The organism is Aeromonas sp. s13, from assembly GCF_040907905.1.
Lineage (GTDB): Bacteria > Pseudomonadota > Gammaproteobacteria > Enterobacterales > Aeromonadaceae > Aeromonas > Aeromonas veronii.
The window spans coordinates 1-25,523 of sequence record NZ_JBFOCS010000012.1 but is presented as its reverse complement, the minus strand read 5'-3'; the positions used below and the strand labels follow the sequence as shown (position 1 = coordinate 25,523).

The 25,523-nt window shown below is 59.6% G+C and carries 17 protein-coding genes; 5 read left to right on the top strand and 12 right to left on the bottom strand.

Annotation, left to right across the window (positions count from 1 at the left end; genetic code table 11):
• Positions 1 to 163 precede the first annotated feature (163 nt).
• The 9 genes from AB5Y82_RS01600 to AB5Y82_RS01560 form a co-directional block, all read right to left on the bottom strand.
• Positions 164 to 1,162 carry a sensor domain-containing diguanylate cyclase gene (locus tag AB5Y82_RS01600; protein ID WP_158110438.1) on the bottom strand — a complete coding sequence of 333 codons (999 nt, stop codon included), beginning with the start codon at positions 1,160 to 1,162 and terminating at the stop codon, positions 164 to 166.
• Between the two features lie 266 nt (positions 1,163 to 1,428).
• Positions 1,429 to 1,908: an N-acetyltransferase gene (locus AB5Y82_RS01595; RefSeq protein WP_017765547.1), complete on the bottom strand. Its 480-nt coding sequence runs from the start codon at positions 1,906 to 1,908 to the stop codon at positions 1,429 to 1,431.
• Positions 1,909 to 2,303: 395 nt separating this feature from the next.
• A complete protein-coding gene (locus AB5Y82_RS01590) occupies positions 2,304 to 3,809 on the bottom strand; it encodes a hypothetical protein (RefSeq protein ID WP_323978299.1) in 1,506 nt (501 codons plus the stop codon).
• A gap of 244 nt (positions 3,810 to 4,053) precedes the next feature.
• Entirely contained in the window at positions 4,054 to 6,117 is a 2,064-nt protein-coding gene (gene recD, locus AB5Y82_RS01585) for an exodeoxyribonuclease V subunit alpha (protein WP_368173565.1), read from the bottom strand.
• A complete protein-coding gene (recB, locus tag AB5Y82_RS01580; RefSeq protein WP_368173564.1) occupies positions 6,114 to 9,722 on the bottom strand; it encodes an exodeoxyribonuclease V subunit beta in 3,609 nt (1,202 codons plus the stop codon). The genes recD and recB overlap by 4 nt, the downstream gene beginning before the upstream one ends.
• Entirely contained in the window at positions 9,722 to 13,075 is a 3,354-nt protein-coding gene (gene recC, locus AB5Y82_RS01575; protein WP_368173563.1) for an exodeoxyribonuclease V subunit gamma, read from the bottom strand. Before recC ends, recB begins: the two co-directional genes overlap by 1 nt.
• Positions 13,076 to 13,332: 257 nt before the next feature.
• Positions 13,333 to 13,725 (bottom strand): DoxX family protein, encoded by a 393-nt coding sequence (locus AB5Y82_RS01570; RefSeq protein ID WP_005336513.1) that lies wholly within the window; start codon positions 13,723 to 13,725, stop codon positions 13,333 to 13,335.
• Positions 13,726 to 13,764: 39 nt separating this feature from the next.
• Positions 13,765 to 14,451, bottom strand: a complete 687-nt coding sequence (locus AB5Y82_RS01565) for a pirin family protein (RefSeq protein WP_043821790.1) — start codon at positions 14,449 to 14,451, stop codon at positions 13,765 to 13,767.
• Positions 14,452 to 14,481: 30 nt separating this feature from the next.
• Positions 14,482 to 14,814, bottom strand: a complete 333-nt coding sequence (locus tag AB5Y82_RS01560) for a hypothetical protein (RefSeq protein ID WP_159142699.1) — start codon at positions 14,812 to 14,814, stop codon at positions 14,482 to 14,484.
• A 258-nt stretch (positions 14,815 to 15,072) separates the two neighbouring features.
• On the opposite strand from AB5Y82_RS01560, the gene AB5Y82_RS01555 reads away from it, so the two are divergent.
• Both AB5Y82_RS01555 and AB5Y82_RS01550 read left to right on the top strand, forming a co-directional pair.
• Positions 15,073 to 15,987 carry a LysR family transcriptional regulator gene (locus tag AB5Y82_RS01555; protein ID WP_043821788.1) on the top strand — a complete coding sequence of 305 codons (915 nt, stop codon included), beginning with the start codon at positions 15,073 to 15,075 and terminating at the stop codon, positions 15,985 to 15,987.
• Between the two features lie 99 nt (positions 15,988 to 16,086).
• A complete protein-coding gene (locus AB5Y82_RS01550; protein WP_005336527.1) occupies positions 16,087 to 16,506 on the top strand; it encodes a hypothetical protein in 420 nt (139 codons plus the stop codon).
• A gap of 93 nt (positions 16,507 to 16,599) precedes the next feature.
• Here AB5Y82_RS01550 and AB5Y82_RS01545 read toward each other — a convergent pair whose 3' ends face one another.
• Together AB5Y82_RS01545 and AB5Y82_RS01540 are read right to left on the bottom strand one after the other, a co-directional pair.
• Positions 16,600 to 18,594, bottom strand: coding sequence for a methyl-accepting chemotaxis protein (locus tag AB5Y82_RS01545; RefSeq protein ID WP_368173562.1), 1,995 nt, complete (start codon positions 18,592 to 18,594; stop codon positions 16,600 to 16,602).
• A 191-nt stretch (positions 18,595 to 18,785) separates the two neighbouring features.
• A complete protein-coding gene (locus AB5Y82_RS01540) occupies positions 18,786 to 19,136 on the bottom strand; it encodes a hypothetical protein (RefSeq protein ID WP_107684400.1) in 351 nt (116 codons plus the stop codon).
• A gap of 199 nt (positions 19,137 to 19,335) precedes the next feature.
• On the opposite strand from AB5Y82_RS01540, the gene AB5Y82_RS01535 reads away from it, so the two are divergent.
• The 3 genes from AB5Y82_RS01535 to AB5Y82_RS01525 all read left to right on the top strand — a co-directional run bounded on the left by AB5Y82_RS01535 (position 19,336) and on the right by AB5Y82_RS01525 (position 22,982).
• Positions 19,336 to 20,058, top strand: coding sequence for a response regulator (locus tag AB5Y82_RS01535; RefSeq protein ID WP_088868240.1), 723 nt, complete (start codon positions 19,336 to 19,338; stop codon positions 20,056 to 20,058).
• A gap of 33 nt (positions 20,059 to 20,091) precedes the next feature.
• A complete protein-coding gene (locus AB5Y82_RS01530; RefSeq protein ID WP_368173566.1) occupies positions 20,092 to 21,453 on the top strand; it encodes an ATP-binding protein in 1,362 nt (453 codons plus the stop codon).
• 140 nt (positions 21,454 to 21,593) lie between these two features.
• Entirely contained in the window at positions 21,594 to 22,982 is a 1,389-nt protein-coding gene (locus AB5Y82_RS01525; protein WP_368173561.1) for a transporter substrate-binding domain-containing protein, read from the top strand.
• A gap of 67 nt (positions 22,983 to 23,049) precedes the next feature.
• Here the strand turns inward: AB5Y82_RS01525 and AB5Y82_RS01520 are convergent, their stop codons facing one another.
• On the bottom strand, positions 23,050 to 25,002 hold the full coding sequence (locus AB5Y82_RS01520) for a ligand-gated channel protein (RefSeq protein WP_201902397.1): 1,953 nt from the start codon (positions 25,000 to 25,002) through the stop codon (positions 23,050 to 23,052).
• Positions 25,003 to 25,523 lie beyond the last annotated feature (521 nt).

Below are 25,523 nucleotides of genomic sequence, written 5' to 3'. Positions count from 1 at the left end.
CAGCGAGTAATCGCGCTGTGTCCGTTTCACACCTTGTCCCATCGGGCTCTCCATTTATTGGGGGGAAAGGTGTAAACCATATTCAGGACGGGACACACAATACAAAAGGGCCGCAGGTTTCAAACCTGCGGCCCTTTTTACTGCTCTTTTTCCGTACCCCGCGTTAGCAGATCTGGTCTTTACCCAGCTGCTTGGCCTGATAGAGCGCCCGATCTGCGCGCACCATCAGGCTCTCCTTCTGCTCATCCTGCTGATACTCCGCCAGCCCGAAGCTCATGGTAGCGGGCGCATGGGGGCAGATGGGCTCGCTCGCCATCAATGCCTGAAACTTGCTCGCCACCACCAGCGCATCCTCGCGGCCGGTGTTGGGCAGCAGCACCATAAACTCGTCACCGCCCCAGCGGGCCAGCAGATCGATCTCGCGGATATGGCGGCGCACCAGCGCCACTATGTTGATCAGGGTCTGATCCCCGGCGTTGTGGCCATAGCAGTCGTTGATCTGCTTGAAGTTGTCCACATCCATAGCGATCACCGTAAACGGCTGATGGAAGCGGCGCGCCCGCTCGCACTCCAGCTGCAACGCCCGCTCCAGACGATAGCGGCTGGCGGCGCCAGTCAGGGCATCGGTCTCTGCCAGCAGACGGTTCTCCTCGGCTTTCTGTTGCAGCGCCTCGTTGAGTCGCACCAGCTCGGCGGTGCGCTCGGCAACCTGCTGCTCCAGCGAGTGATTGCGCCGCTCCAGCTGCTCCAGCAACAACTTGCTGGCGTGGATATCGCGATGGGCGCCGATCATCCGCGCCACAGACCCGTCGGGATTGCGCTCAATGATGCGGCCGCAATCCTCAATCCAGAGGTAACTGCCATCGCGGCAGCGGCAACGGTACTCGGCGCGATACTCATGGGCACTGCCGCTCAGGCAGAGATCGAACTTCGCCATCACCGCCGCCAGATCGTCGGGGTGGATCACGTTCTCCCAGGTGAAGACGGTATTGCCGAGGGAGTGAGGCTCGTAACCCAGCATCCGGTACCAGCCGGGGTTGCGATAGACAAAACCGGTATTGGCATGCCAATCCCAGATGCCATCGCTGGTCACCTCCAGAATGCCATGCACCACGGCCTCGCTGACATCCGAGATCCTGATCGTGTCACTGTCCTGCACCATAGCAGTTATCCTTGTTCTTCCGCCCCGCGCCACCACGGGGAATCGCTCTGTTGTCGTGAGGCGCTACCTTGGCATATTGCAACAGATCTGTCAGCCAGAACCCCACCGCACCACCGTTTCCCCGGTTATCGGCCACTCACGGCACAGGCTGAGTCAGGGTGGCCATAAGTGTGGCTCAAGCGCGCCCCATTTACCGGATTTAACTCACGATTCAGTCATTTGGGGGATGGGAATAAATGAGGGGATACCCAGAGGCCCCACAGAGGTCACTCGGCCAGAGTCAGCCGATAAAAATCCGTCTCCTGATGTTTCGGATTGGGGCGCAGAAATACCCAGCCAAAGCGCCGGTAATGATTCAAGGCCCGCACATTGGTACGACTCACGGAGAGCGTCGCCCATTTACACCCCGCCCCCAGCAACTGCTGGCGAATATAGGCCTGCAACTGCGCGGCCAGCCCGCGGCCACGATATTCAGGGAACAGATAAATCAGCTGCACATAGCCGGTCTCGGGTTCATCGGAAAAGCTGCGAAACTCCAGCTGACCCACCCGTTGTTCACCCGCCCAGACATGCAGGTAGTGCCATTGCGCTTGCCCCAGCCTTTCGCGGATCCGCTCCCGATAGCCGTCGATAAAGTCGGCAAATCCATCATGGGTATGAAAGCTGCAAAAATAGGCATCCCTGCGCGCCTGCACACAGAGTTCGTAATCCCGATCCAGATCGATGGTGTTAAATTCAAGTCTCAAGCAATGACATCCTGTCGTGTGTTGGTTCGATGTAGGGTGTAATAAGCACAGCGCATTACACCTTTTGGCAGATAAATAGCAGCGGTGCAATTCACTTCGTTCTTTGCACCCTACTCGCCCTCACCCTGCCCTCTCCCGGAGGGAGAGGGGATAAAGCGGCACCGGTAATATGATCACCAGCCACGTAGGTTCGATTAGCGAAGCGTAATCGGACAGCGGTAACGGCATTGCTCCCTTCTCCCGTTTATTAGAAAAGGAGGAGAAGGGTCGGGGATGAGGGGCAGGAAAAACGAGGTCTGTACACACGGTAAACGTTGGGCTTCGCTACGCTCAGCCACAACCTACACAATCGGTAGGTTGGTGCTGAGCCAGCGAAGTCCAACATACGAGATATGCTAAGCCTTAGGAAGAAAATGCTCTTTCAATATTTTCAAAGCTGCATCATCAGAACTTGCCACATTCCTTATTTCATTCGGACCAAAAACCAAAAGATTAAATTTCTTTTTATTTGCTTCTTTAGTCCTTTCAATACGGGCAATTGACTCATCAGACAGACGTCCAGTTGTCCACAGCTCGAAATTAGGAATGCCACCATTTTTGTTCGTTATTTCTAGTCTCTGCAAATGCTCTCTGACTCGTTTAATTCTAATATCTAACCATCTATTTACTTCTTCATTACTCACAAAAGAACCTGGCTTCATGGCTTTACACTCGATGATTCTTGGCTCACCGACTTGAGGAACGACATAAACATCAACCTCAGCCTTTTCTCCACCATTATTTTTAAATGTTCTATTAAGATAGACATTGCCAGCAGTAGAATTTCTTATTATGTGACTGACCAGCATTTCAAAGAACGCGCCACGCATATTACCCATAGCACCTTCGAGACTGCCTAACCTTGTAATCACTTCATCAAAAGCTTTACTTTCAATCTCTCCTATAGCTGACTTTTTAGTAATATCGATTAAAGATATGAATGCTTCTGCTATATCTTTACCAAAAAGACTTTCTGGTGTTGCTGGTATAACGCCTTTTTCTTTAAGCTTATTCAGTGCTTCTTTTTCATAGCTAAGGGCAACAAAAATGTAAATAACCTTGTTTATTTTCTTCAATGCTTGCAGTGAGTTTATTTTATTTAAAAATGGCTCTATATGAATTAGCTTTACATTTTTTGAAAATAAAATATCACAAACAACAAAGCCAGGATTGGGCTTATCCTGCTTATTCCAATCGACTAATGGAGCTAAGTAACTAGGTGATGAAAGATCCCAAAAAAATGGTCCAACCATTGGTTGACTATTGATGTCACCTCTGGTCTTGATACAATCAAAACTTGCTATAGATAACCTTCTAAGCCACTCTTTCATGGCGCCAATAAATATTTCTTCAGCAAGTAACCTTGCACGAACAGAAATTATTTCCAGCTCTTTCAATTCATTCCTATCATATAAATCCTTAGTAAGGATACACTCCCCTATACCATCTACTTCGTCTTTTACAAAAATCCTCGCATCAAGCATTCTTTCCAATACACTAAATGCACTAATTTTTTTCTGCTGAGCTTTTGGTGAACCACAAATGGTATAAAAATGCTCTATAGGAACAATCCCTCTAGCCTGTACAGCACCTAGAGCTAAAGCGTACGCACCTTTCTGGCTATAAATTGCTTTAAACAAATGTCCCCAGAACATTGGAGAACCGTAATCTTGTTCTAAATATGTAAAGCGAGTCCCTCTAGAAAACGTTAAATATGCTAGCTGTTTTACTCGATTACTTGATCGTCTGATCCGTTGGCGAGCAGCTTCATGTGTTAATCCATGCTTCTCTACAAGGTATGCGGCCAAATCACTGCTCAGACAAGGGCCAAGATTCTTATACGAAAGTGCCTCTTCAATCACGACCTTCCTCCCTACTGGGCATGTCACGCTGCGCTATTTATAAAACAAAAATACATGTAGCGACCCACAAAAAGCGAGCCGAGACAACACCCTTTAAAAATCAATACCTTAAGTAGCAAAAATGACAAGCGCCATTACCGTGCGTCACGGTCATAAAACATACCGCTCATTGCCACAACACTGTTGGTGCAATTAGCACAGCGTAACGGGTCAACAGCAACTCCCTTTACCGCAATCCAATCAATCACTCCCCCAACCTCTCCGCCAACCCGGAATAACGCTCGGTCTTTTTCCGTACCGCTTGGGCCAGCAGGGCGCGATCGCCATAGAGATCGAGCCGCGCCTTGGCGCGGGTGATGCCGGTATAGACCAGCTCGCGAGTCAGCAAGGGGCTGGAGCTGTCGGGCAGCACCAGCACGGTATGGGCAAACTCCGAACCCTGGGATTTGTGGATGGTCATGGCGTAGACGGTCTCGTGAGGCGGCAAACGGCTTGGCAGCAGGGCCCGCAATGTGCCATCCGGCTGCTCAAACCAGACCTTTAACCGGCCAGTTTCATCGGGCAGGCAGAGCCCCATATCGCCGTTGTAGAGGCCGACCCCGTGGTCGTTGCGCACCACCATCACCGGGCGACCGGCATACCAGTCGCCGTCGCGGGCGAGCAGGCCAGCCCGTGACAGGGCCAGTTCCAGCCGCTCGTTAAGCCCCAGCACCCCGAACGGGCCATCGCGCAGGGCGCAGAGGATCTGGAAGCTGTTGAATGCCTTGAATACGGCGGCGGGCGCTTCCCCCGCGCGGGCCGCCTTCAGATAGCTACCGTAACCGGCTACCCCCTGGGCAATCAGGGCGTCGTAAGCCTCCCCAGCCCAGGGGTGCAGGCTGATATCGGCAAAGCCCATACCCCAGACTGATTCCACCGCCGTGGCATCGCCGCTGTTGCAGGCGCGCGCCAGCTGGCCGATGCCAGAGTGCAGATCAAAGCGCCAGCTCTTGGCCAGCAAGCAGAGGCTGTCGCGCACCGGCGCACCGGCGGGCGTGCCCTGCAAGCGGTAGCCGGTCTGGCGGGAGAGCCAGTCCGCCTGCGCCGGGCTGATGCCCTGCTCGATAAAGCTGCAGATATCGCCGAGCACGGCCCCCGCCTCCACCGAGGCGAGCTGATCCTTGTCGCCGAGCAGGATCAGGCGGGCGTGGCTCGGCAGCGCATCGAGCAGGCGCGCCATCATCGGCAGATCGACCATGGAGGCCTCATCCACCACCAGCAAGTCGAGGTGCAGCGGGTTGCCCGCGTGGTGGCGGAACTGGCTGCGCCCCGGAATGACCCCGAGCAGCCGGTGCAGGGTGCCCGCCTCGGTGGGGATCGCCTCCACCCACTCGGGGGGCAGATCGAGGGCCTGCAGAGCAGAGCCGATACTCTCAGTGAGGCGCGCCGCCGCCTTGCCGGTGGGGGCCACCAGCCGGATCGCCGGGGCCTTGCCCGCTTGCAGGCCGGTCTCCACCAGAATGGCGAGCAGTTTGGCGACCGTGGTGGTCTTGCCGGTGCCGGGGCCGCCGGAGATCACCGCAAAGGGGCGCGCCGCCGCGGTGGCCGCCGCCAGCTTCTGGCCGTTGCAGCAGAGCGCCTCGGGCACCAGCGTATCCAGCTTGCTCAAGTCGCTCGCCGCCTGGGCGCTGGCCAGCAGCGCTTCGATGGCGGGCCAATCCACCTCGTTCGGGAACACCAGATCGAGATACTTCAGGGTAAAGTGGCGGGCTGAGAAGTCAGGGGCGAGGCGGGCTTTGAGCAGCGCCGCGAACACCAACCCATAGTCGCGGGCAAACAGCCGCGACAGGGCGGGAGCAATCTCCGGCCATTCGGCTCGCTCGCTCAAAGCGCGCAAATGGCGGGCCACCCCCAGTTCAAAATCGTGGTAGCGGGTGAGGTAGAGCCGCCCGCGCCACAACCGCAGCGGCCAGCGCGGGGCAAGCCCCTCATCCTGCTCGGTACCCACCAAGGGGCTGGCCGCAAACAGGGCAGGCCAGCGTGCAGGATCCGCCAGATCCCCCAGCAGATCCCGGCTCTGCTGGGGATCCAGCCCGAACGGCCGCAAAGATCCGTTCGCCAGCATCTCCAGCGGCAGGCAGACATGGCCACGGCCCAACTCGAAGCAGGCGAGCGCAGCCCCCAGCACCAGCTCGGGGCTGCCGCCAAGGTCGGCCACCAGCCTGGCAAATTGCAGATCCAGCTGGCGGATCCGGCCAGCCAGCGCCAGTGTTTTCAACCGTTCAACCATCATTGCATTGGTTGCGGTGCTGATCATGGTGCCGCTCATGCTTCTACCTCGTTCAATACTTGGGATCCCGCAGCTGGCAGCTCACTGCCCTCACGAAACAACTTATCCAGCCCCAGCACCAGTTCACGGCTCGGGCGGGTATGGAAAATGCCCCCCTGCGGCATGCCGCGCAGGAACAGATAGAAAACGCCGCCAAAATGCTGCTCGAAGTCGTAGCCCGGCAGGCGCAGGGTGAGCAACCGGTGCAGCGCCAGCGAGTAGAGCTGGTATTGCAGGTCGTAGCGGTGTTCCGCCATCGCCTGCTCCAGCGCCGGACGGCTGTAATCGGCGGGGCTCATGCCGAGGTGGTTCGATTTGTAGTCGAGCAGATACCAGCGCCCCTGCCACTCGAACACCAGATCGATAAAGCCCTTGAGCATCCCCTGCACGGTGGCAAAGCTGAGCGGCTTGTTGCCCCGCGACAGCGGGTCGTGCTGCTGGCAAAGCGCAGTCAGCGCCGGGGCCGTCACCCGTCCCATGGGCAGGAAGAACTCCAGCTCCACCTGTTTGCGCTCGGGCGCCAGATCCCGTAGCCGCACCGGCTCGCCAAAGCCTGTTTCCAGCGGGGTATCCAGCACCGCCTCCACCTGCTGTTGCAGCACGGGAGCCCAGCTTTCGTCGAAGCCGTTTTGCAGCAACAGACTGGCGATATGCTCTGCCAGCGGCTCTCCCGCAGCGCTTTGAAAGTCGATGGTCTCGAACAGGCTGTGCAGCAGGGTGCCGGGGCGCGCGCCTTTCGGGAAGGTGAAGATGGAGGGCTGGGGTGCCTCGTCCGGTTGCTCGGAAGCCAGCGCAGCCGCCTCGGTTACCACCTCGTCATCGAAGCCGGGATTGGCCAAGACACCCTTGCTGTGACCGTGACCCTGCGCCGCCAGCCCGGAGTAGGAGCTGATCCACCAGTCCCGCTCAAGGGAACCGCTAAAGTGGCGCACCTGCGGCTCGCCCAACTGCTCCTCCTCTGGCGGCAGCGGGGCCGGACGGGTGAGCGAGGGCTCACCGACAGCCACCCCGGGCAGCGCCTGTGCCAGCTCGGTCAGGGCGGTCGCCAGCGTCTGCGCATCCCCCTCCTCGCCCTTTTGCAGCAGGTAGCCGATGGCGGTGTGGTGCAGGTCGGTCTTCTCCGACTTGCCCGCCCCCGCCCGCACCGGCGCCAACCCCAGCCAGGTGGCGTAGACACCTCGGGTCAGTGCCACATAGAGCAGCCGCAAATCTTCGGCAAGGCGCTCCCTGTCGGCTTCCGCCAAGGAACCCTCGGCGCCGGTGAGATCGAGAATGGTGCGATTGCCCGCCTCGTCCGCCTCGTGATAGAGCGGGGTCTCGGCGGTTCTGTGGCTGCAGATAAAGGGCAGGAACACCAGCGGGTACTCCAGCCCCTTGGATTTGTGGATGGTGACGATCTGCACCAATTTCCGCTCGGATTCGAGCCGCAGTACCTGCTCCGCATCCTGCCCGTTGGGGCGGCTCACCGCCTCCCCCAGCCAGCGCAGCAGGGCGTACTCCCCGTCCAGCTCGCTGCTCACCTGTTGCAGCAGCTCGCCGAGATGGAGGAAGTTGGTCAGCCGCCGCTCGCCATAGGGGCTCGCCAAAAGCGAAGAGGCAAGATTGCGCCGGTGCAGCAGGGCCCGCAGCATCGCCAGCACGCCGCGGCGGTGCCAGATCTTGCGGTACTCCATAAACTCCTGCACCGCGCTCTCCCACGCCCGCTCGTCGCTGGCCAGCCCATCGAGCGCCTTGGCGTCGAGGTCAAACAGCCCGGTGGCGAGCGCCGCCCGCAAGCTGCGCTCTTCGCTCGGGTTCTGGCAGGCGTGCAAAATCAGCAGGATCTCCCGCGCCTCCGTCTGCTCCAGCACGCTCTCGCGGTTCGACAGATAGACGGAGGCGATGGCGAGCCGCGCCAGCTCCTGCTGCACCAGCTTGCCCTCGGCGCCGGTGCGCACCAGCACGGCGATATCTCCGGCCTTCACCGCCTTGTCGCCGATCAGCGCCTTGCCCTCGCGGGCCAGCGTCAGCAGGTGGTGGATCTCGGCGGCGGTGGCGCGGGCCATCTTGCTCTGGTAATCCCCCCGATTGAAGGTGGGCTGGCCGCTCAGCTGCCAGCAGTGGAGCACTGGCGCGGTGGCGCCATCGAGCAGCAGCGCCTTGCTCTTGCCCTGCGCCTCCACCGGCAGGAAGGGAATATCCGCCTCGTAGATAAAGGGATCCTTGGCTCGCTCGAACAAGCCGTTGACCGCCCCCACCAGCGCACTGCTGGAGCGCCAGTTGCGCCCCAGGGTGTAGTGGGCGCTCACATTTCGCCGCGCCTGAATGTAGGTAAAGATGTCTGCACCGCGAAAGCCGTAGATGGCCTGCTTGGGGTCACCGATCATCAAAAGCGCCGTGTCTGTGTGGCCGCCGTAAAGCCGATGGAAGATGCGGTACTGCTGGGGATCGGTATCCTGAAATTCGTCGATCATCGCCACCCGGTAGGTGGCGCGAATGCGCTCGCAGAGCCGCTCGCCAAGGCTGGAGCCGAGCGCCCCGTCGAGATCTTTGAGCAGGTCATCGAACGAGAGCTGATGGGCTTGCTGCTTGCTGGCCTGCATCCGGCTGCGCACTACTTTGGCAGCCCGTTGCAGGATCAGATCCCGAATTCCGGGACGGCTCGCCAGAAGCTGGTCGATCTGGCTGAACAGCGGCAGGGTAGGCACGGCGCCCCCCTTCTTGAGGTTCTCCTCCAGCACCGTCTGGCCGAAGCGCTCCAGCTCCTTGGGAATGGCGTAGCCACTGCTTTCGTCCTGTGCCCAGTCGGCTATCTTGGCAAGCCACCCTTCGTAGTTCTTGCCGGTGTAGCGGCTGATCTGGCCGTCGGTCTGGCGGCGGATCTCGTCCATCTGCGCCAGCCACTCGCTCTTCACCGCAGCGATGTGGCTCATGGCCGCCTGATGGCGGGCGGCGAGGGTCTCATCCCCCAGCGCGGGGTGGATCTCCAGCTCGCTGTTGTCGAGCCAGCTGCCCATCTCCCGCAGCAGGGCGGCGGGGCTCGGCCAGAGCGCGCGCACGGCGCTGGCGAGAGCTTTATCCACCGGATAGAACTCGGCGCGCCAGTAGTCGCTCACCGCCTGCAGCCTGAGCTGGCTGTCGTCGGTAAGAAATTCGGTTTCAAAGAGGGCACCCGACTCGAAGGCGTTCTGTTTCAGCATCCGCTGGCAGAAGCCGTGGATGGTAAAGACCGCCGCCTCGTCCATCTGCCGCTCAGCAGCCAGCAGGCGACGGGCCGCCAATTCGTGATCCGCCACCTCGGCCAGCAGTTGGGCCAGCAGGGTGTCACTGCTATGACCGCGCATAAAGGCGAGCCGCGCCTCGTGAATGCGACCGCGGATCCGCCCGCGCAGCTCGGCGGTGGCCGCTTCGGTAAAGGTCACCACCAGAATCTCGGTCACCGAGAGGGGTCGCTCGTGGGCACTCGGCTGACCGGCATCGGCCCCCTCTTCAATGAGCGGGCCGTGACCCAGCAGCAGGCGCAGGTAGAGACCGGCGATGGTGTAGGTCTTGCCGGTACCGGCGGAGGCTTCGATCAGTCGTTCACCATGGAGGGGAAAACGCAATGTATTGAGCGGGTTAGCCATTATTTCAGCTCCTCCAGGGTCTTGAGCAGCGGGGTCAGGTGTTCGCGGGCCAGCGCCTGCAACTGACCAAGCACCTCGTCATCGAGTTCGGGGAAGCAGCGGGCGACGTAAGGATCTTGCCCCTCCCCATTGATCATCCAGCCGCCGTTGAAACGGGTGAGGGCCGCCTTGTCGGCCGCCTCCGGCTTGTCGGGATCCTTCTCGATCGCCTTGAGCCAATCCCATGCGGTGTTGGGGAAGAAGGGCAGCGGCCGCTTCATCCCCTGCGCCCAGCACGTCACCAGCGCCGCCAGCTTGGGGCGTGCCTCGTCGGCAGCGAGCTTGGCTAACCGCAGACTCTGTTTGGCATCGAACAGCAGGGTGTCGCCGGGGGCGCCGCTCAATGAGAGACAGAGGTGCTGGATCCAGCCCAGCAGCAGATCCTTGCCGTTGAAGCTGCCGGGCTTGACCACCAGCAAGCGCCCCTTCTGAGTGTCGATCCACCCTTGCAGCTGGCCCTGAGTGAGGGAGATATCGATCTCCACCGCCTGCTTTTCTGACTCATTGGCAGCAACCCATGGCCGCAGCCGATCAGCCAGCTTGCCCATCTCGGCATCCAGATCGTCCAGCAGCAGGCTGCCGAACCACCCTTGCGGCAACAGGCCGGTGAGCTGCAACCGCTCGCGACGCTCGGTACTTTCACCTTCCGCCAGATGGGCATCGAGCAGCAGATCTTTCAGCTGATAATGTTGCAGGCCATCCAGCTCGAACGGCTCGCTGTCCTCGATGTTGGCTTCGTTCAGCTCAAACCACACCTTGAGGCGACGGTTGAGGAAATATTTGGTGGGCTGGCGATAGAAGCGCAGCAGCTCCGCCAGCTCCAGCCCCTGCTCCTTGCCCCATTCGGGGGGCAAAGGCAGCTCGCCGCTCTGGAAGTTGGCCGCGCCGCGCACCGGATTGAGAGCGGGCAGCCAGTCGGCGGCATAGGTAAAGAGGCGCGAACCCGCCTCCGGGTAGAAGTAGTTGCGGCTGTAGGGGGTGAGCGGATGCGCCACCATCAGGTGGTTGAGCAACCGCTTGCCGGAGGTTTCGTCGTCCAGCTCCTCATCCCCCGCCAGCACAAAGCCCTGCCGCACATAGTCGATCAGCTCCGCCAGCAGCACCGACGGCACCTTGTCGCTGTTGTCCTGCGCGCTGAAGCCCTGATAGCTGATATAGAGCCCCTGCTGGGCGCTGAGCAGTGCCTCGAGGAACAGGTAGCGGTCATCATCACGACGGGAGCGATCCCCGCGCCGCGACGCCACCGCCATCAGATCGAACCCCATGGGGGCTAGGGTGCGCGGGTAGACGCCGTCGTTCATGCCGAGCAGGCAGACCTGTTTGAAGGGGATGGAACGCATCGGCATCAGGGTGCAGAAGTTGACCTGACCGGCGAGGAAGCGCTGGCTGGAGCGGGACTCCCCCAGCACGCTGCCGAGGTAGTCCTGCAACAGATCGGCGGTAATGGGCTGCTCGAAGCGGGCTTCGCCGAGCCGGGTCTGCCACTCGACCAGCTGGCTGCGAATGAGCTGGAGCTGACGCTCTTCATCCTCGTCGGCCAGATAGAAGCGCTCCAGCAATGCCAGCAGGCAAGCGTTCCACTCCGCCAGCGGCTGCGCCTGTTGCAGCCGGGGCAGGAATTCGGCCAGCGAGTCGACGAACCAGGCGAGCTTACCGAGCGCCAACCCCTGCTGACCCTCGATATCCGCGTAGGGCAGAATGCCCGCCACCGGCTCGCCATCCCCCATGGCAAAGCCGAGCAGCATGCGGCGCAGACCGAACAGCCAGCTGTTGCCGGACATGGGCGGCAGATCGAAACGGACGGGATAGCCGTCATCCAGCCCCCAGCGAATGCCGGTCTCCTGCACCCAGACCCGCAGCTGGTTGAACTCGTCATCATCCAGCTCGAAGCGGCGCAGCACGGCGGGCACCTCGAGAATGGCGAGCAGCTCGCCAGCCCCGAAGCGGGCGTTGGGCAGCCTGAGCAGGGCGAGGAAGCTTTGCAGCAGCGGGCTCTCCTGACTCGCCGCCCGATCCGAGACCGCAAACGGGATCTGGCCCCGAGCACCAAACACCGCCTGAATATAGGGGCCGTAGCTGTTCACATCCGGCATCATCACCACCACATCTTTCGGGGTGAGGGCGGGATCCTGCTCGAACAGCGCCAGCAGCTGGTCGTGCAGCACCTCGAGTTCGCGCATCGGGCCGTGGCAGGCGTGGATCTGCAAGGATCCATCCGCCGGATCTATGGGGCTCTTGTGATGGCTGCTGTCGAGATCGAACTGACCGGCGCCTCGCTCGGCCAGCTCCAGCACATCCTTCTGGATGGCGCGCAGCAGGCTGACATTCCCCTTGGCATCCACCTCGTCGATATCGACGAAGGCCTCGATTTGCGGCACCTCCAGCTCCATCAGCTGATGCAGGTAGTCGCGCCCCAGCTTGCCCATGGAGGCGAGCAGCGGGTTGGCGGGGCCCTGCAATGTCTCGATATCGGTGCCGGGTTTGAGCTTGTTTTCGAGGCGCGCCAGCGTCTTGCGATCCAGCAGATCCCCCCAGTAGTAGCGGCAGGGGTTGGTAACGAACAGATGCACCTCCACCTCAGGCCGACTGCCGAGGGCCAGCAGCGCCTCCACATAGCGTGGCGGCAGCGCCGAGATGCCAAACACGAAGACCCGCTGCGGCAGCTTGCCCGGCAGATCGGCGGTACGCTCCAGCTCGTGGATAAACTCCTCATAGAGGTTGGCGCGGTGGTAGCCGCTCGGAGAGAGCGCCAACGTGCGAGCCACCAGCTCGCGCCACAGCTCGGGCTGCCAATCCTGACCGCTCACCCCGGCCAGCTCCTGACTCAATCCTTCCCCCTCTTCCCAGCGGGCGATCCAGTCCGGCCGGTAGACCAGATACTGGTCAAAGAGATCCGCTACCTTCTGGCAGAGCTGCCACAGCCGCACCTGCTCGGGATCCCTGGTAGGATCCTCCTCATCTCCGCCCCCCAGATAGGCAGCGAGCGGGGCAAAGGCGGGGCGCTCCAGCAAGGCAGGCAGAATGGTCATCAGCTGCCAGCTCATGGAGCCCTTGTTGTAGGGGCTCTGGCGCGGTACATCCGCCAGCACCCGGGTGAACATCTCCCAGATAAAGCTGGCGGGCAGCGGAAAGTCGATATTGGCGGCGATGCCGAAGGCTTTGGCCAGCTCCAGCTTGAGCCACTGGGCCATGCCCGGACTCTGCACCAGGATCTGCTCCCGATCGAAGGGGTGAGAGAGAGGGGCCTGCCGGATGCGGCTCACCAGCAGCTCTTTGAGCAGATCCAGCTGATTGGAGTGGTAGAGGGTAAACATGAGCAATTCCCGCCTGTGGATGAGAGGGGGCGAGGGAAAAGGCGAGCCATTTCCGTCACTTCACAAGAGAGGGAATTGTCGGGGATCGGGGGATAAGATGCAAAAGGCGCTTGTGGCCAGCGGCAGGCAAGAGACGGAATCATGAAGGGCGCCGCAGATTTGGCTAGCCGCCTCACCTATCCGGAAAACGCAGACAGAAAAAAGCCGGTGCAGTTGCACCGGCCAAAAGGCATTGGAAAACTTGACTCTTCAGGGCATTACCAGTTTTTGCCGAGACGGGCATCCACACTGAAAGCCCCTGCTCCGGCCGCCGCCAGCGCCAGGAAACCACCGGCCACTGAGACGTTCTTCATAAACATCAGCATCTGCATCTGTTCGGCAGGCTGATAGTGGAAAATAAAGGCAGCCATCAGGGTGAAACCGGCCAGCAGCACGGAGAGGCTGCGGGTAAAGAGACCCAGCACGACGGCAAGGCCACCACCCAGCTCAAGCAGGATTACCAGCGGCAACATAAAACCCGGTACGCCCATCGCTTCCATATAGCCCTGGGTTCCGGCATAGCCGCCGATCTTGCTCCAGCCCGCCATTACGAACATCAGCGCCAGCAGTACACGACCCGCCAGCAGCGCTACATCTTTCATCTTGTCCATTTCATATTCCTCGTTTGTGTCACATCACCGCTGACTGCTTCAGGGTAGGTCAAATAACAGAGCTTGGCTGGCACTGGTCGCAACCAGCTCCCACCGGTATTCATCACGACTGAGTACCCCGTCGCCGGGTCGGGCAGCCAGACCGTTGGCGGTCAACTCCCCTGAAATCATCTGCAGGTAACCGTGTTGGCCAGCCAGTGCCCATTCGAGCGTCTCGCCCGGGGCCAGTTCCAGCCGCCATACGCGGGCCTGTTGGCGGATCCGCAGCGATCCATCCTCGCCATCCGGTGACGCCACCAGCGTCATGCCCGGTCTGGACTCGATCTTCTTCTGCTGATATCCGGGTGGCGTGCCGAACTCGTTCGGCTCGATCCAGATCTGCAACAGGGAGAGAGGATCCGTTTGCGATGGGTTGTACTCGCTGTGGCGGATCCCGCTGCCTGCACTCATCAGCTGGAAATCCCCTGCCGGGATCTGCTCGGCATGGCCGAGGCTGTCCTTGTGCTCTATGGTGCCTTGCAGCACGCAGGTGAGGATCTCCATATTGGCGTGAGGGTGGGTGGCGAATCCGCCACCCGGCGCAACCAGATCCTGATTGATCACCCGCAGTACCGAGTGCCCCATCCACTCCGGGTCATAGTAGTGACCGAAGGAGAAACTGTGGCGCGCGTCCAGCCAGCCAAAGTTGGCCTTGCCCCGCGCTTCTGCGGCTCTCAATTGCATCATGGTCTGCTCCTCATCTATCCGGGGTTCGACTTAGCGGGGGTTGCCACCACCGATGCCGAACGGAATACGGTATTCGCTGCTCTGGCCAGCCAGGCTGACGGTCAGGTTGCCCTGGGTACGGCTCGGGATCCGCACCTGCTGGGTGCCAGTCAGGTTGGCGTGGACTGATGCCAGCAGATCGCCAGACTCGTCACGCACTTCCAGCATCGGATTGGCTTTGCCATCCATTGCGGCGGTGGTATTCCAGTTCACAAACAGCACACCGGGCATGGCGTTGAAGTCAGCCGGTACGGAAGCGTTGGCGAAACCTGTGGTCATCAGGCCTGCAACGGCCAGCATCTTGATTACGTTTTTCATGTTCATTCAATCTCTTGTTTTATATGTCATTGCCAAGGCCTTTTCGGCCAGAATCAATGCATCCATGCAAGAGGTTATTCAAATAGTGTGTTGTTCTTTCACCGACATCAGACAGACCGATTGGGTGTGTCACAGTGCGGAACTTCCCGCATATTTGGCCGCTCGACGTTCCTGCCTAAGCGTTGATTGAATATTAAAGACACTTGGCCTAACTTGTTAGCGAGATAAACTGGCAAACATGTTCAAAAAAATTGAAGGTATGAAATGGCCAAGGAATCGAACAAGGAACGGGCGCTGACCCTGGAAGCCATCCGGGTGCTGGACGCCATCGACCGCCGCGGCAGCTTTGCGGCGGCGGCCGACGAGCTGGGCAAGGTGCCCTCGGCATTGAGCTATACGGTGCAGAAGCTGGAAGACGAACTGGATGCCATGCTGTTTGACCGCAGCGGCCACCGCACCAAGTTCACCCCGGCGGGACGCATGCTGCTGGAGCGCGGCCGGGTGCTGCTGGAGGCGGCCGAGCATCTGGTGGGAGAGACCCGGGCGCTGGCCCGTGGCTGGGAGACCGACATCACAGTCGCCGTCGATGCGCTGGTCCCGGTGCAGGCCCTCTACCCCTTGGTGGAGAAGCTGGCCGAGCAGACCGATACCCGACTGCGGCTGCGGGCCGAGGTGCTGGCGGGTAGCTGGGAGTGTCTGGAAGATGGCCGCGCCGACCTGCTTATCTCCTCCATCAACCCGGACATCATGATGACCGGCATCAAGCATCAGGTGATCAAGGACGAGGTGATGCTCTACGTCGCCCATCCCGATCATCCGCTGCATCAGGAGCCCGAACCCTTGGCCGACGAGACCCTGCGCCGCTACCGCGCCATCGCGGTGGCCGACACAGCCCTGCGCAAACCGGTTCTCACCTACCGCCTGCTGGACAAGCAGCCGCGCCTCACTGTCAGCACCATGACGGAGAAACGGGATGCCCTGCTGGCAGGGATCGGGGTCGGCACCATGCCACAGAGCTGGATTGAGGAGGACATCCGGGCCGGACGGCTCAAGGTGATCAGCCCCGAATATCGCCATCAGCTGCAGGTCGTGCTGGCCTGGCGGCGAGACACCATGGGCAAGGCCAAGAGCTGGCTGGTGCGGGAGATACCAAAACTGTTTGCGACTGGTGAAAAATGAGACATAGTTAACAGACAGCTCAATAGCTGCCTCACTTGACACCCAGCTCTTTTATTGGTTCCATAGCCGCCTCATTTGAACCAATGGAATCTGTAAAAAATGAAAAAGACTTTGCTGGTAGCCCTCACCACCCTGCCCCTGTTTGCCAATGCTGGCCTGATGGACTCGCTGACCGACAGCGTCACCAGCAGCGTCAAGGATGCAGCTAATACCGCCGTATCCGGTGCAGTGGACAGCGCATCCAACGAAGCCATCAAGAAGGCACTGGATATCAAGGAAGGCGGCTCCAACAAGCAGGCTATTAAAGAGAAGCTGGGCGCTCCTGCCACCACCAAGACCGAATCCGGTCTGGAAGTGTGGACCTATGATCTGGATGCCCTGAAGAAGGCCTCTCCGCTGCTGGCAGAAACCACCAAAACCCTGCTGAAAGATACCGACGCAGCCAAGAAGAACGTCGTTATCAAGTTCGAAGGTGATACCGTCAAGAAAGTAGACCTGACCGACAAGGCTCAGGGCTAAGTTCGCTCGTCCGGTGGAGTAGGCTGAACACCCGCATCGGCACAGATAGCAAGAGGGGGAGCACCGGGCTCCCCCTCTTTCATTATCGGTTTGTTACACCTTGAAGCGATGCACCAACGCCACCAGCTGGCGATTGGACTCCAGCAGGGTGGCCGAACTCTGTTCGGTATTCTGACCGTTATCCACCAGCAGATTGACCATGTCGCGGATAGTGACCATGTTGCGGTTGATCTCTTCGGTCACTCGACTCTGCTCCTCTGCCGCAGTCGCAATCTGGGTACCCAGATCGTTGATCTGCACCACGGCATCCGCCATCTTGTCGAGCCCGCCGGTCACCTGCTCGGTATTCTCGGTCGCCGCCTGACAGCTCTGCTTGGTGTGCTCCATGGCCACCACGGCTTCGGCCACCCCCTGCGTCAACCGGGAGAGCATGCTCCCCACCTCGGCAGTGCTATTCTGGGTTCTCGCCGCCAGTGCGCGCACCTCATCAGCAACCACGGCAAAACCACGGCCCTGCTCACCGGCCCGCGCCGCCTCGATGGCCGCGTTGAGTGCCAACAGGTTGGTCTGGGCAGCAATATCGCCGATCACGCTGAGTACACTGCTGATCTGACGAGCATCTTCCTGCATCCCCAATACCTTGGTCGCAGCAAGATCCACTTCATCGATCAGCGCCGCCACACTGGCAGAGGCCTGACCCACTACCTGACGGGACTGAATCGCCTGACCATTGGCAGACTCGGTAAAGCTGGCGGAATCGCTCGCGTGGTGCGCCACACTGTCGGCAGTGGAGCTGAGCTCGGTCAGGGCTGTCACTATCTGATCGGTCTCGGCGGCATGCTCACCGAGAATGCGTCTGGCCTGCCCCGTCTGCTGATCCAGCTGGGCCAATTCACGGGTAATCAGCTCTGTGGTCTTGGTCACCTGCAACATCATCTGCTGCAGATAGGCGATAAAGCGGTTCACCGATTGGGCGATATGGTCCAGCTCATCGCGCCCCTTGACCCGGATCCGGGCAGTCAGATCAGCATCTCCGGCCGAGAGCGCATCGATGTTCTGCTTGAGGGTGTCGAGTCGACTGCCCAGCTGCTTGATGGCCATCAACATCAGCGCAAACAGCAGCACCACTAGCGGTAGCTGGATCGCTGCCAGCGTCTTGAGCACCTCCTGACTGTCGTGGGTAAGGGTGCTGGTCGGCAGCGCTGCCGCCAACAGCCAGGGGGTTCCTTCGATGGGTTGCATCAGCAATGTCTGCTCTTCACCCAAATCCTGAAAGGTAGTGCGCTGCAACGCGGCGCCATTACCTTGCCCCAGCAGGCTGGCGATGGCGCTGGCAAAGGGATAGTCCCCGTGAGATGAGAGGTTGCCCAGCACCACATCCCCAGTCAAACGGCCATTCTTGCTGAGGATCTTGCCATCGGCCTCGACGATCATCACCTGACCACCGATTTCCTGCTCTTTTTTGGCGACCAGATCATTGAAGAAACCCAGCGTCACATCGATGGTGGACACCCCGTAAAGGGAACCGTCACGATAGATCCCCATGGCACAGTTGGTGCGCGGCTGTTGGCTGGCACCATCCTTGTAAGCCGCCGCCCAGACACACATGCCTTTCGCCGCCTGCTGCCCGGCTCTGTGCCAGGGCTGCTCGAAATAGTTGGGCGCCTCGGCCGAGTTCCAGTAGGTGTTGGGGAGCAGCTTGTTGGTACCATCCCGATGAAAGAAGGTACTGAACTTGATGCGACTGGCTTCCCGCTGATCCGGCATCGGCCAGATGCCGCCACCAAACACCATCGCATTGCCATATTGATCGATCAGAGCAGGGAGAACGGCATCGATTTGCTCGCTCGGCAGTTGGGCCACCAGCTGAGTGATACTGCGTGACTGGCTCTGCACCCCGTTGAGCTGATCGCGAATGTCGGTCGCAATCTCGCTGACCCGCAGCACCAGATTCTGCTCACCCGCCCGTTGCAGCTCGGGTTTGACCCATAACTGGATGCCGATTACGGTCAGCACACAGACCGCCACCATGAATCCCAGAAAAACGGCGGTATATCGCCCCTTGATTGTCCCCAGATCCCAACCCATACCCTCTCCTGTTTTCGGCCACTGCTAACTGCAGCTTGTTATATGAGCGGGCATTATCTTGCAATTCGCTCACTGCGCGTTTGCCATCGCTCACATAAGCGACAGCAAGATAAGGATTCGAGCGAAAATGGATCGATATGATCACAAAAGGGCGGCCTAGGCCACCCTTTGGTTAATAACAGCATGTGCTGTTACTGGTTCGCTTCGGCGAACTGCTTCATCGCTTCGGCGTGCTTGGTCATGTCGGCGGCACGCTCGTTGAGCTTCTTGATGAATTCCGCCTTCTTGGCAGGATCTTCAATGCGGTCATAACGTTGCTGCAGGTTGGCCTGGATCTGCTCCGGGGTCATGTTCTGCATGCGGGCCATCTTGTCGTGGCGACCACCGTGGTGTTTGCCACCCATCATGCCACCACCGTCCATCGGGCAATCCACCATGGCACCAGGCTGGCCGGTGGGGGCTGCTTCACTGGCTGCATAGGCGCCCAGCGGCAGACCAAGGATCAGGGTGGCGGTCAGCAGGGTTTTGGTCAGCTTTTTCATGGTCTATCTCCTGTAGGGATGATTCTGGTTCGGCGCTCTTGCCTTGCCCTCAAGTAAACACCCTATCGGTGTCTGAACTTTGCCAGCATCGCCCTTTTTTGTAGCAGAGTGTGGCATCGTGCGGATCTGGCACACTTTGACACAAACCGCCGGGCGGATTTTCGTATACTCGTGCCAACGCCAAGCAGGGGAGGTATTCATGAATCAGGGCAGCACCCACATTCTGGTGGTCGACGACCACAGCGAGATCCGCGATCTCTTGAAGCGCTTTCTGGAGCAGCACGGCCTTCGGGTCAGTTGCGCCCGGGATGGCAAGGAGATGAAGCGACTGCTGGAGGAGCGGGAGTTCGACCTGCTGGTGCTGGATCTGATGATGCCGGGTGAAGATGGTCTGACCCTCTGCCGCGAGCTGCGGGTCAAATCGAACCTGCCCATCATTATGCTCACTGCCATGGGGGAAGAGACCGACCGCATCATCGGATTGGAGATGGGGGCCGACGACTATCTGGCCAAGCCCTTCAACCCGCGCGAACTGCTGGCGCGCATCAAGGCGGTGATGCGCCGCACCCAGGCCGAGACCCAACCCGCCGCCGAAACCCTGACCCGGGATCTGCGCTTCGATCGCTGGCTACTCGACGTCAATCGCCGGGAGCTGGTCGATGAGGATGGGGTGGGCCTGAGCCTCTCCACCGCCGAATTCGATCTGCTAAAGGTATTTCTGGAACGCCCGCAGCGAGTGCTGAGCCGGGATCAACTGCTGGATCTGGCCCGTGGCCGCGAGGCGGTAGCCTTCGATCGCGCCATCGATACCCTGGTGAGCCGCCTGCGCCGCAAGCTGGAGCGGGATCCCAAGAATCCGGAGCTGATCAAGACCATCTGGGGTGGCGGCTATATGTTCTCCGCCGACGTGACGCAGGTTTAAGCAGTGGGCAACTTGCAACGACTGTGGGCACGGATGTGGCCCAAGGGGCTGACCGGCCAGATCATTCTGGTAGCGCTGGCGGGGTTGATCCTGATCCAGCTGCTCAGTATCCAGATTTACCGCTCGGATCGGGAAGAAGCGCTCGGCTTCGTCAACAGCCGCAACGCCATGCAGCGGATCATCTCGGTGGTCAGGCTGCTCTCCCTCTCCCCCCCGTCACTTTATGACGAGATCCTCAAGGCCAGTCGCAGTGAGACCCTGCTGCTGCGCCTCTCCGACGAGCCACTGCAACCGGATAACCGCAGCCCCCGCTTCGAGCAACTGGTGCGCTCGCGCCTCAACTATCCCCCCGGCCTAACAGTCGAGATCAGCGCCGAGCTGAAAGAGGATACCCAGCGCAGCAAGGCGTGGGAACATCATGCCCGCATGATGCGGGATCGCAAGGGACCGCCCCCGCCGCGGGATATGCGGCTCTATGGCTCCATCGAACTGCCGCAGGGGGGCTGGCTGCAGTTCAGCTCGCTGGTCGACAAGGAGGCGGGCAGCTGGTCGTGGCAGACCACCCTCAACCTGATGCTGGTCGCCAGTCTGGTGATCGGGCTGATGGTGCTGCTGTTTCGCCGTGCCACTCGCCCGCTCAAGCAGCTGGCAGGCAATGCGGAGCGGCTCGGACGGGGCGAGGATATCGAGCCCTTGAAAGAGGAGGGGCCGACCGAGATCCGAGAATCGATTCAGGCCTTCAACCGGATGCACACCCGGCTCGACCGCTTCGTGCAGGACAGAACCCGGATGCTGGCGGCTATCTCCCACGATCTGCGCACTCCCATCACCAGCCTGCGGCTGCGCACCGAGTTTCTGGCCGATAGCGAGGACAAGGAGCGGATCCAGCAGACCCTGCAACAGATGGAGCAGATGCTGGCGGCCACCCTCAGCTTTGCTCGCGAGGAGGGGCAGCAGGAGGCCACCCGCGAGCTGGATCTGGTCAGCCTGCTGGTCAGCCTGTGTGATGACTACGCCGATACCGGTCAGCCGGTCACCTGTCTGGCGGAGGGCAAAGAGGTCTACGCCTGTCGGGCCAACACCCTGCGCCGGGTGCTGCAGAACCTGATCGGCAACGCCATCAAATATGCCGGCAGCGCCGAAGTGTCGCTGGAGCGGCGCAAGGAGGAGCTGTTGATCCGGGTCTGCGATAACGGGCCGGGGATCGATCCGGCGCGGCTCGAGGATGTGTTCAAACCGTTCGTGCGGCTCGATGAAGCGCGCAACACCGAGTCCGGCAGTGTCGGGTTGGGCCTCTCCATCGCCCGCACTCTGGTCCATCAGCACGGCGGCGAGCTGACCCTGCTCAATCGACCACAGGGGGGACTGGAGGCGCGGATCAGCCTGCCGCTGTAAGTAGTTACTCTATCCGCCAGCCTTGTCATGGCGCCATTTGCATCATGCAAACTTCATCATTTGAGCGCTTGTTCTTCGAGCAGAAAGACGGTGATAATCGATGACCACGGGACGGTATACGGCAACGGATTGGAGCAAGGATGGCCTCTTCCTGGACAGGAGTCATAGTCAGTATCGGGTGGGGGCTCCTGCTGCTCGCCCTTGCCCTGCCTGCCTGGGCCAAAGCCCCGGAAGAACCGATCATCATTACCAACTCCAAAGCCTGGCAGCCCTTCTCCTATATCAATGAGTCGGGCCAGCCGGATGGCCTGCTGATCGATTTGTGGCGTGAATATGCCAGGGTCACCGGCCAGAAGATCGAGTTCAGGCTGGTCGACTGGCAAGGCTCCCTCGACCTGCTCCATGAGGGGAAAGCGGACGTTCACGCCGGACTGCTCTGGTCACCGGAGCGGGACAAGTTGTTCGACTATGGCCGGCCTCTCGCCCAGCTCGACTCCCAGCTCTTCTTCTCGAGCGAACTGCGCGGCACAGATGTACATTACTACCTGCTCCATGAAACGGTCGGAGTGGTAGCCGGTGGCTACGAGGAGTATTACGCCAGACGCTACTTCCCCGGCACCCAACTGCAGACCTTCAATGACAATGATACCCTGCTGGCGGCGGCCTTTCGGGGCGACATAAAGGCCTTTATCGCCGATCTGCAGGTCGCCAACTTCTACATCTATACCTCCGACGATCCCACCCGCTTTATTCCGGTTCGCCACCTCTATACCGACCAGATCCGCTTTGCAGTGAGAAAGGGCGACCTTGCCCTGTTACACCGGCTGGAAGAGGGCTTCGCCAAGCTCAAAGAGAGCGATCGGGAGCGGATCATCCGCAAATGGATGCATGTCGAAACCGTCTACCCCATCCATCTCGGTCCCTGGCTACTGTTTGCCGGAGTGTTAATCATGGTGGCCTACATAGTACAACTGCGCCGCGCCGTTGCCAGCCGCACCACCGAGTTGAGCCGCGCCAACGCCAGACTGGAGAAACAAGCCAGTACCGATCCCCTTACCGGCCTGCTCAACCGACGGGCATTCATGCCCGCCATGGAGCAGCGGCTGGCAAGCGGGGCTCCCTGTGCTCTGCTGCTGTTCGATGTGGATCACTTCAAGGAGACCAATGACCGCTTTGGTCATGGCATCGGGGATCTCTTGCTGGAAAAGCTGGCCACGACTGTGACGAACCTGTTGCCCGAAGAGGCTCTGCTGGCCCGCATCGGCGGCGAAGAGTTTTGCCTGCTGCTGCCGCTGGCCACATTGGCAGAGACAGAGCAATGGGCCGAGCGTATTTGCCTGGAGAGCAACCGGCAAACCCTGCACACCAGCAGCGGCGAAGTGACCCTCTCCATCAGCACCGGGGCAGTCTGGGTCGCCGCAGAGAGAGAGGCTGATGCCGACCAGCTACTACGACAGGCTGACGCCCTCATGTATCAGGCCAAGGGACTGGGGCGCAATACCTGGCAAGCCGGCCCCTATCAGGCATAGCCCCCTGACGGACGTGCAATAAAAACGGCCGCCATCGGAAGATGGCGGCCGCATGACAGGTTCCCTATCAGAAGTTGTAGGTCACGCCCAGGTTGTAGCGGCGACCATCCAGCACAGTGCCATAGCTGCTGTAATCCACCGTCTTGTCGAACAGGTTGTAGACCCCGGCGGTCAGATCCAGATGCTTGTTGGCCTTGTAGACCAAGCCCATGTCAAAGAAGGTGTAGGAAGGAGTCCCCTCCGCCATCTTGACCCGGCTCAGGTACTCGGAGGTCTCGCCACGGAAGTTTACCCGTGACCAGAGGCTGAGATCCTCGGTGGTTTGCCAGTCAACACTGCCGTTGAACATGTGACGAGGCATCTGGTTGAGGGCATGGCCCGCCAGTGGACCACTCTTCTGCTCAGACTGGGTAAAGGTGTAGCTGGAGCTGACCGACCAATCCTCATTGATGGCCCAATCCATCATCCCCTCGACACCGCGCATGTTCGCCTTGTCGACGTTGACCCGATCACTGATGAAGTCATAACTGTGACCATTGAGGGTACAGGCGGGATCACTCTTGCTGGTGCAACGACGCACTTCGGAGATCTTGTTCTTGAAGTCGGTGTTGAACAGGGTAACACCGGCGTTGAAGCCCTGATGACCGTTCCACAGCAGGCCGATCTCTTCACTCACGCTGGTCTCGGGTTTGAGATCAGGGTTACCGACCAGCATGCCATCCAGGCTGCCACCACCGGTGACCTGGCCCCAGTTGGCCGCCGACATCCGCAAGTCAGGGGAGCGGTAACCGGTTGATACGCCCCCTTTCAGAGTCCAACTGTCATCCAGATGCCAGACGCCGTAGAGACGCGGGCTCCAGTGAGAACCGTAGTTCTGGTCCCGATCCATGCGTGCGCCCCCTGTCAGGGCAAAGTTGTCAGTAAGTGACCACTCATCCTCGACAAACATCGCCCAACTCCAGCGGGTCAGCTGCTCGGCAGGGTTGGCTACTTTCAGGTTATTGCCCTGGTCGTGCAGATCCTCATAGCGATACTGACCACCGACACTCAGGTAGTGATCCCCCAGAATAAACTGGGTATGGGTATCGGCGATAGTGTTGGTTAGCTCCATCTTGCGGCCGGGGTTGGTATTGATTTCCTGCTGCAGATAGCTGCTGGAAGAGCCGAAGTCATACTGACCATCATGGGTCAGCGCATAGTTGGTGCGCTCGTAGCGGTTAAGGCTATCTTTCGCCTTCGCAGCCAGCGAATTGCCGGCCGTGCGATCCCGATCCTGCAGACTACGACTGGCTTCCAGATCAAAGCGGTTATGGTCATCAGGCTTGAAGCTGAGCACCGCCGTGCCACTGCGAGTCTCTTGCTCGGCAAAACCCTGGGTAAATTTGTCTTCACCACGATGTGCGAGCTGACCATTGAAACGCAGCCCCAACACGCCATCGATCAGTGAACCTGCGGTATAGGCATCGGTCTGAAAACTGTTGCCAGCATCCTTGTTCTCCTGGAAGGTCGAATCAGCATGAACCGAGCCCTGCCAAGCCAGGCCGGTGGTCTTGCGGGTAATCACGTTAATCACGCCCCCCATGGCATCGGAACCATAACGGGATGACATAGGGCCACGGACGACCTCAATGCGCTCAATCGCCTGCAGTGGCGGCAGCCAGCCCTGCTCGATACCCGGACCATCGCTGTTCGGGCGAGTGCCACGGCTATCCACCTTCTTGCCATCAACCAGCATCAGGGTGTATTTCGACCCCATACCGCGAATGCTGATATCACTGCTGCTGCCACCGCCGGTCACCACAACACCGGGAACATCCTTCAGGGCATCGGTCACATCGCGATATGCCCGCTTTTCCAGCTGCTCACGGGTAATCACAGAGATGGAGGCAGCTGAGTCTTCAATCTTCTGCTGGAAGCCGGAAGCGGTGACGACCATCACCTCTTGTTCGGCAGCATAGGCCTGGGTCGCAAGAAGGGAGCAGATCAACAAGGCAAGCTTGTTCGGTTTCACTGTTGTCATGTTTTAGCCTGAACATTTTTAGTAGGAAGGTGACGTATTCCCTTACTTCACTCATTACAACGCCCTGGCATCCGGCCAGGCGCAGCATTAGAAAAGGCTCATTTGAAAAGCACTTTATTAATCAGCCCGCATTGTAACGACCCCGACGGGATCATTCAAACAATAATCATTATCATTTGATTTGTGTGGTATTCCTGCCGCAGAATCGCTAATTCTTGATAAGAGACTGTTTTAATGGAATAAATCCATAAGCAAAAAAGGGGATTACACAAACAAGTGGAAGCGATGACGTACCGTTGCAATATGGCCTGATTTAATCCTCAAGCTCTATCAGCTCGCAGCGGAACGTCATCGCGGTGGGACGTCGGCAGCTCACCAGCAGACTAAAAGCACCATAGCCCAGTCGTCAGACTGGGCTATGTGTTGGTTCTGGTGTGCAAATATGTGGGTCGCTGGGCAAAATCGCCCATAGCAAAAAGGCCTTCCTATCAGGGAAGGCCTTCAAATTAGTGGCGGAGCGG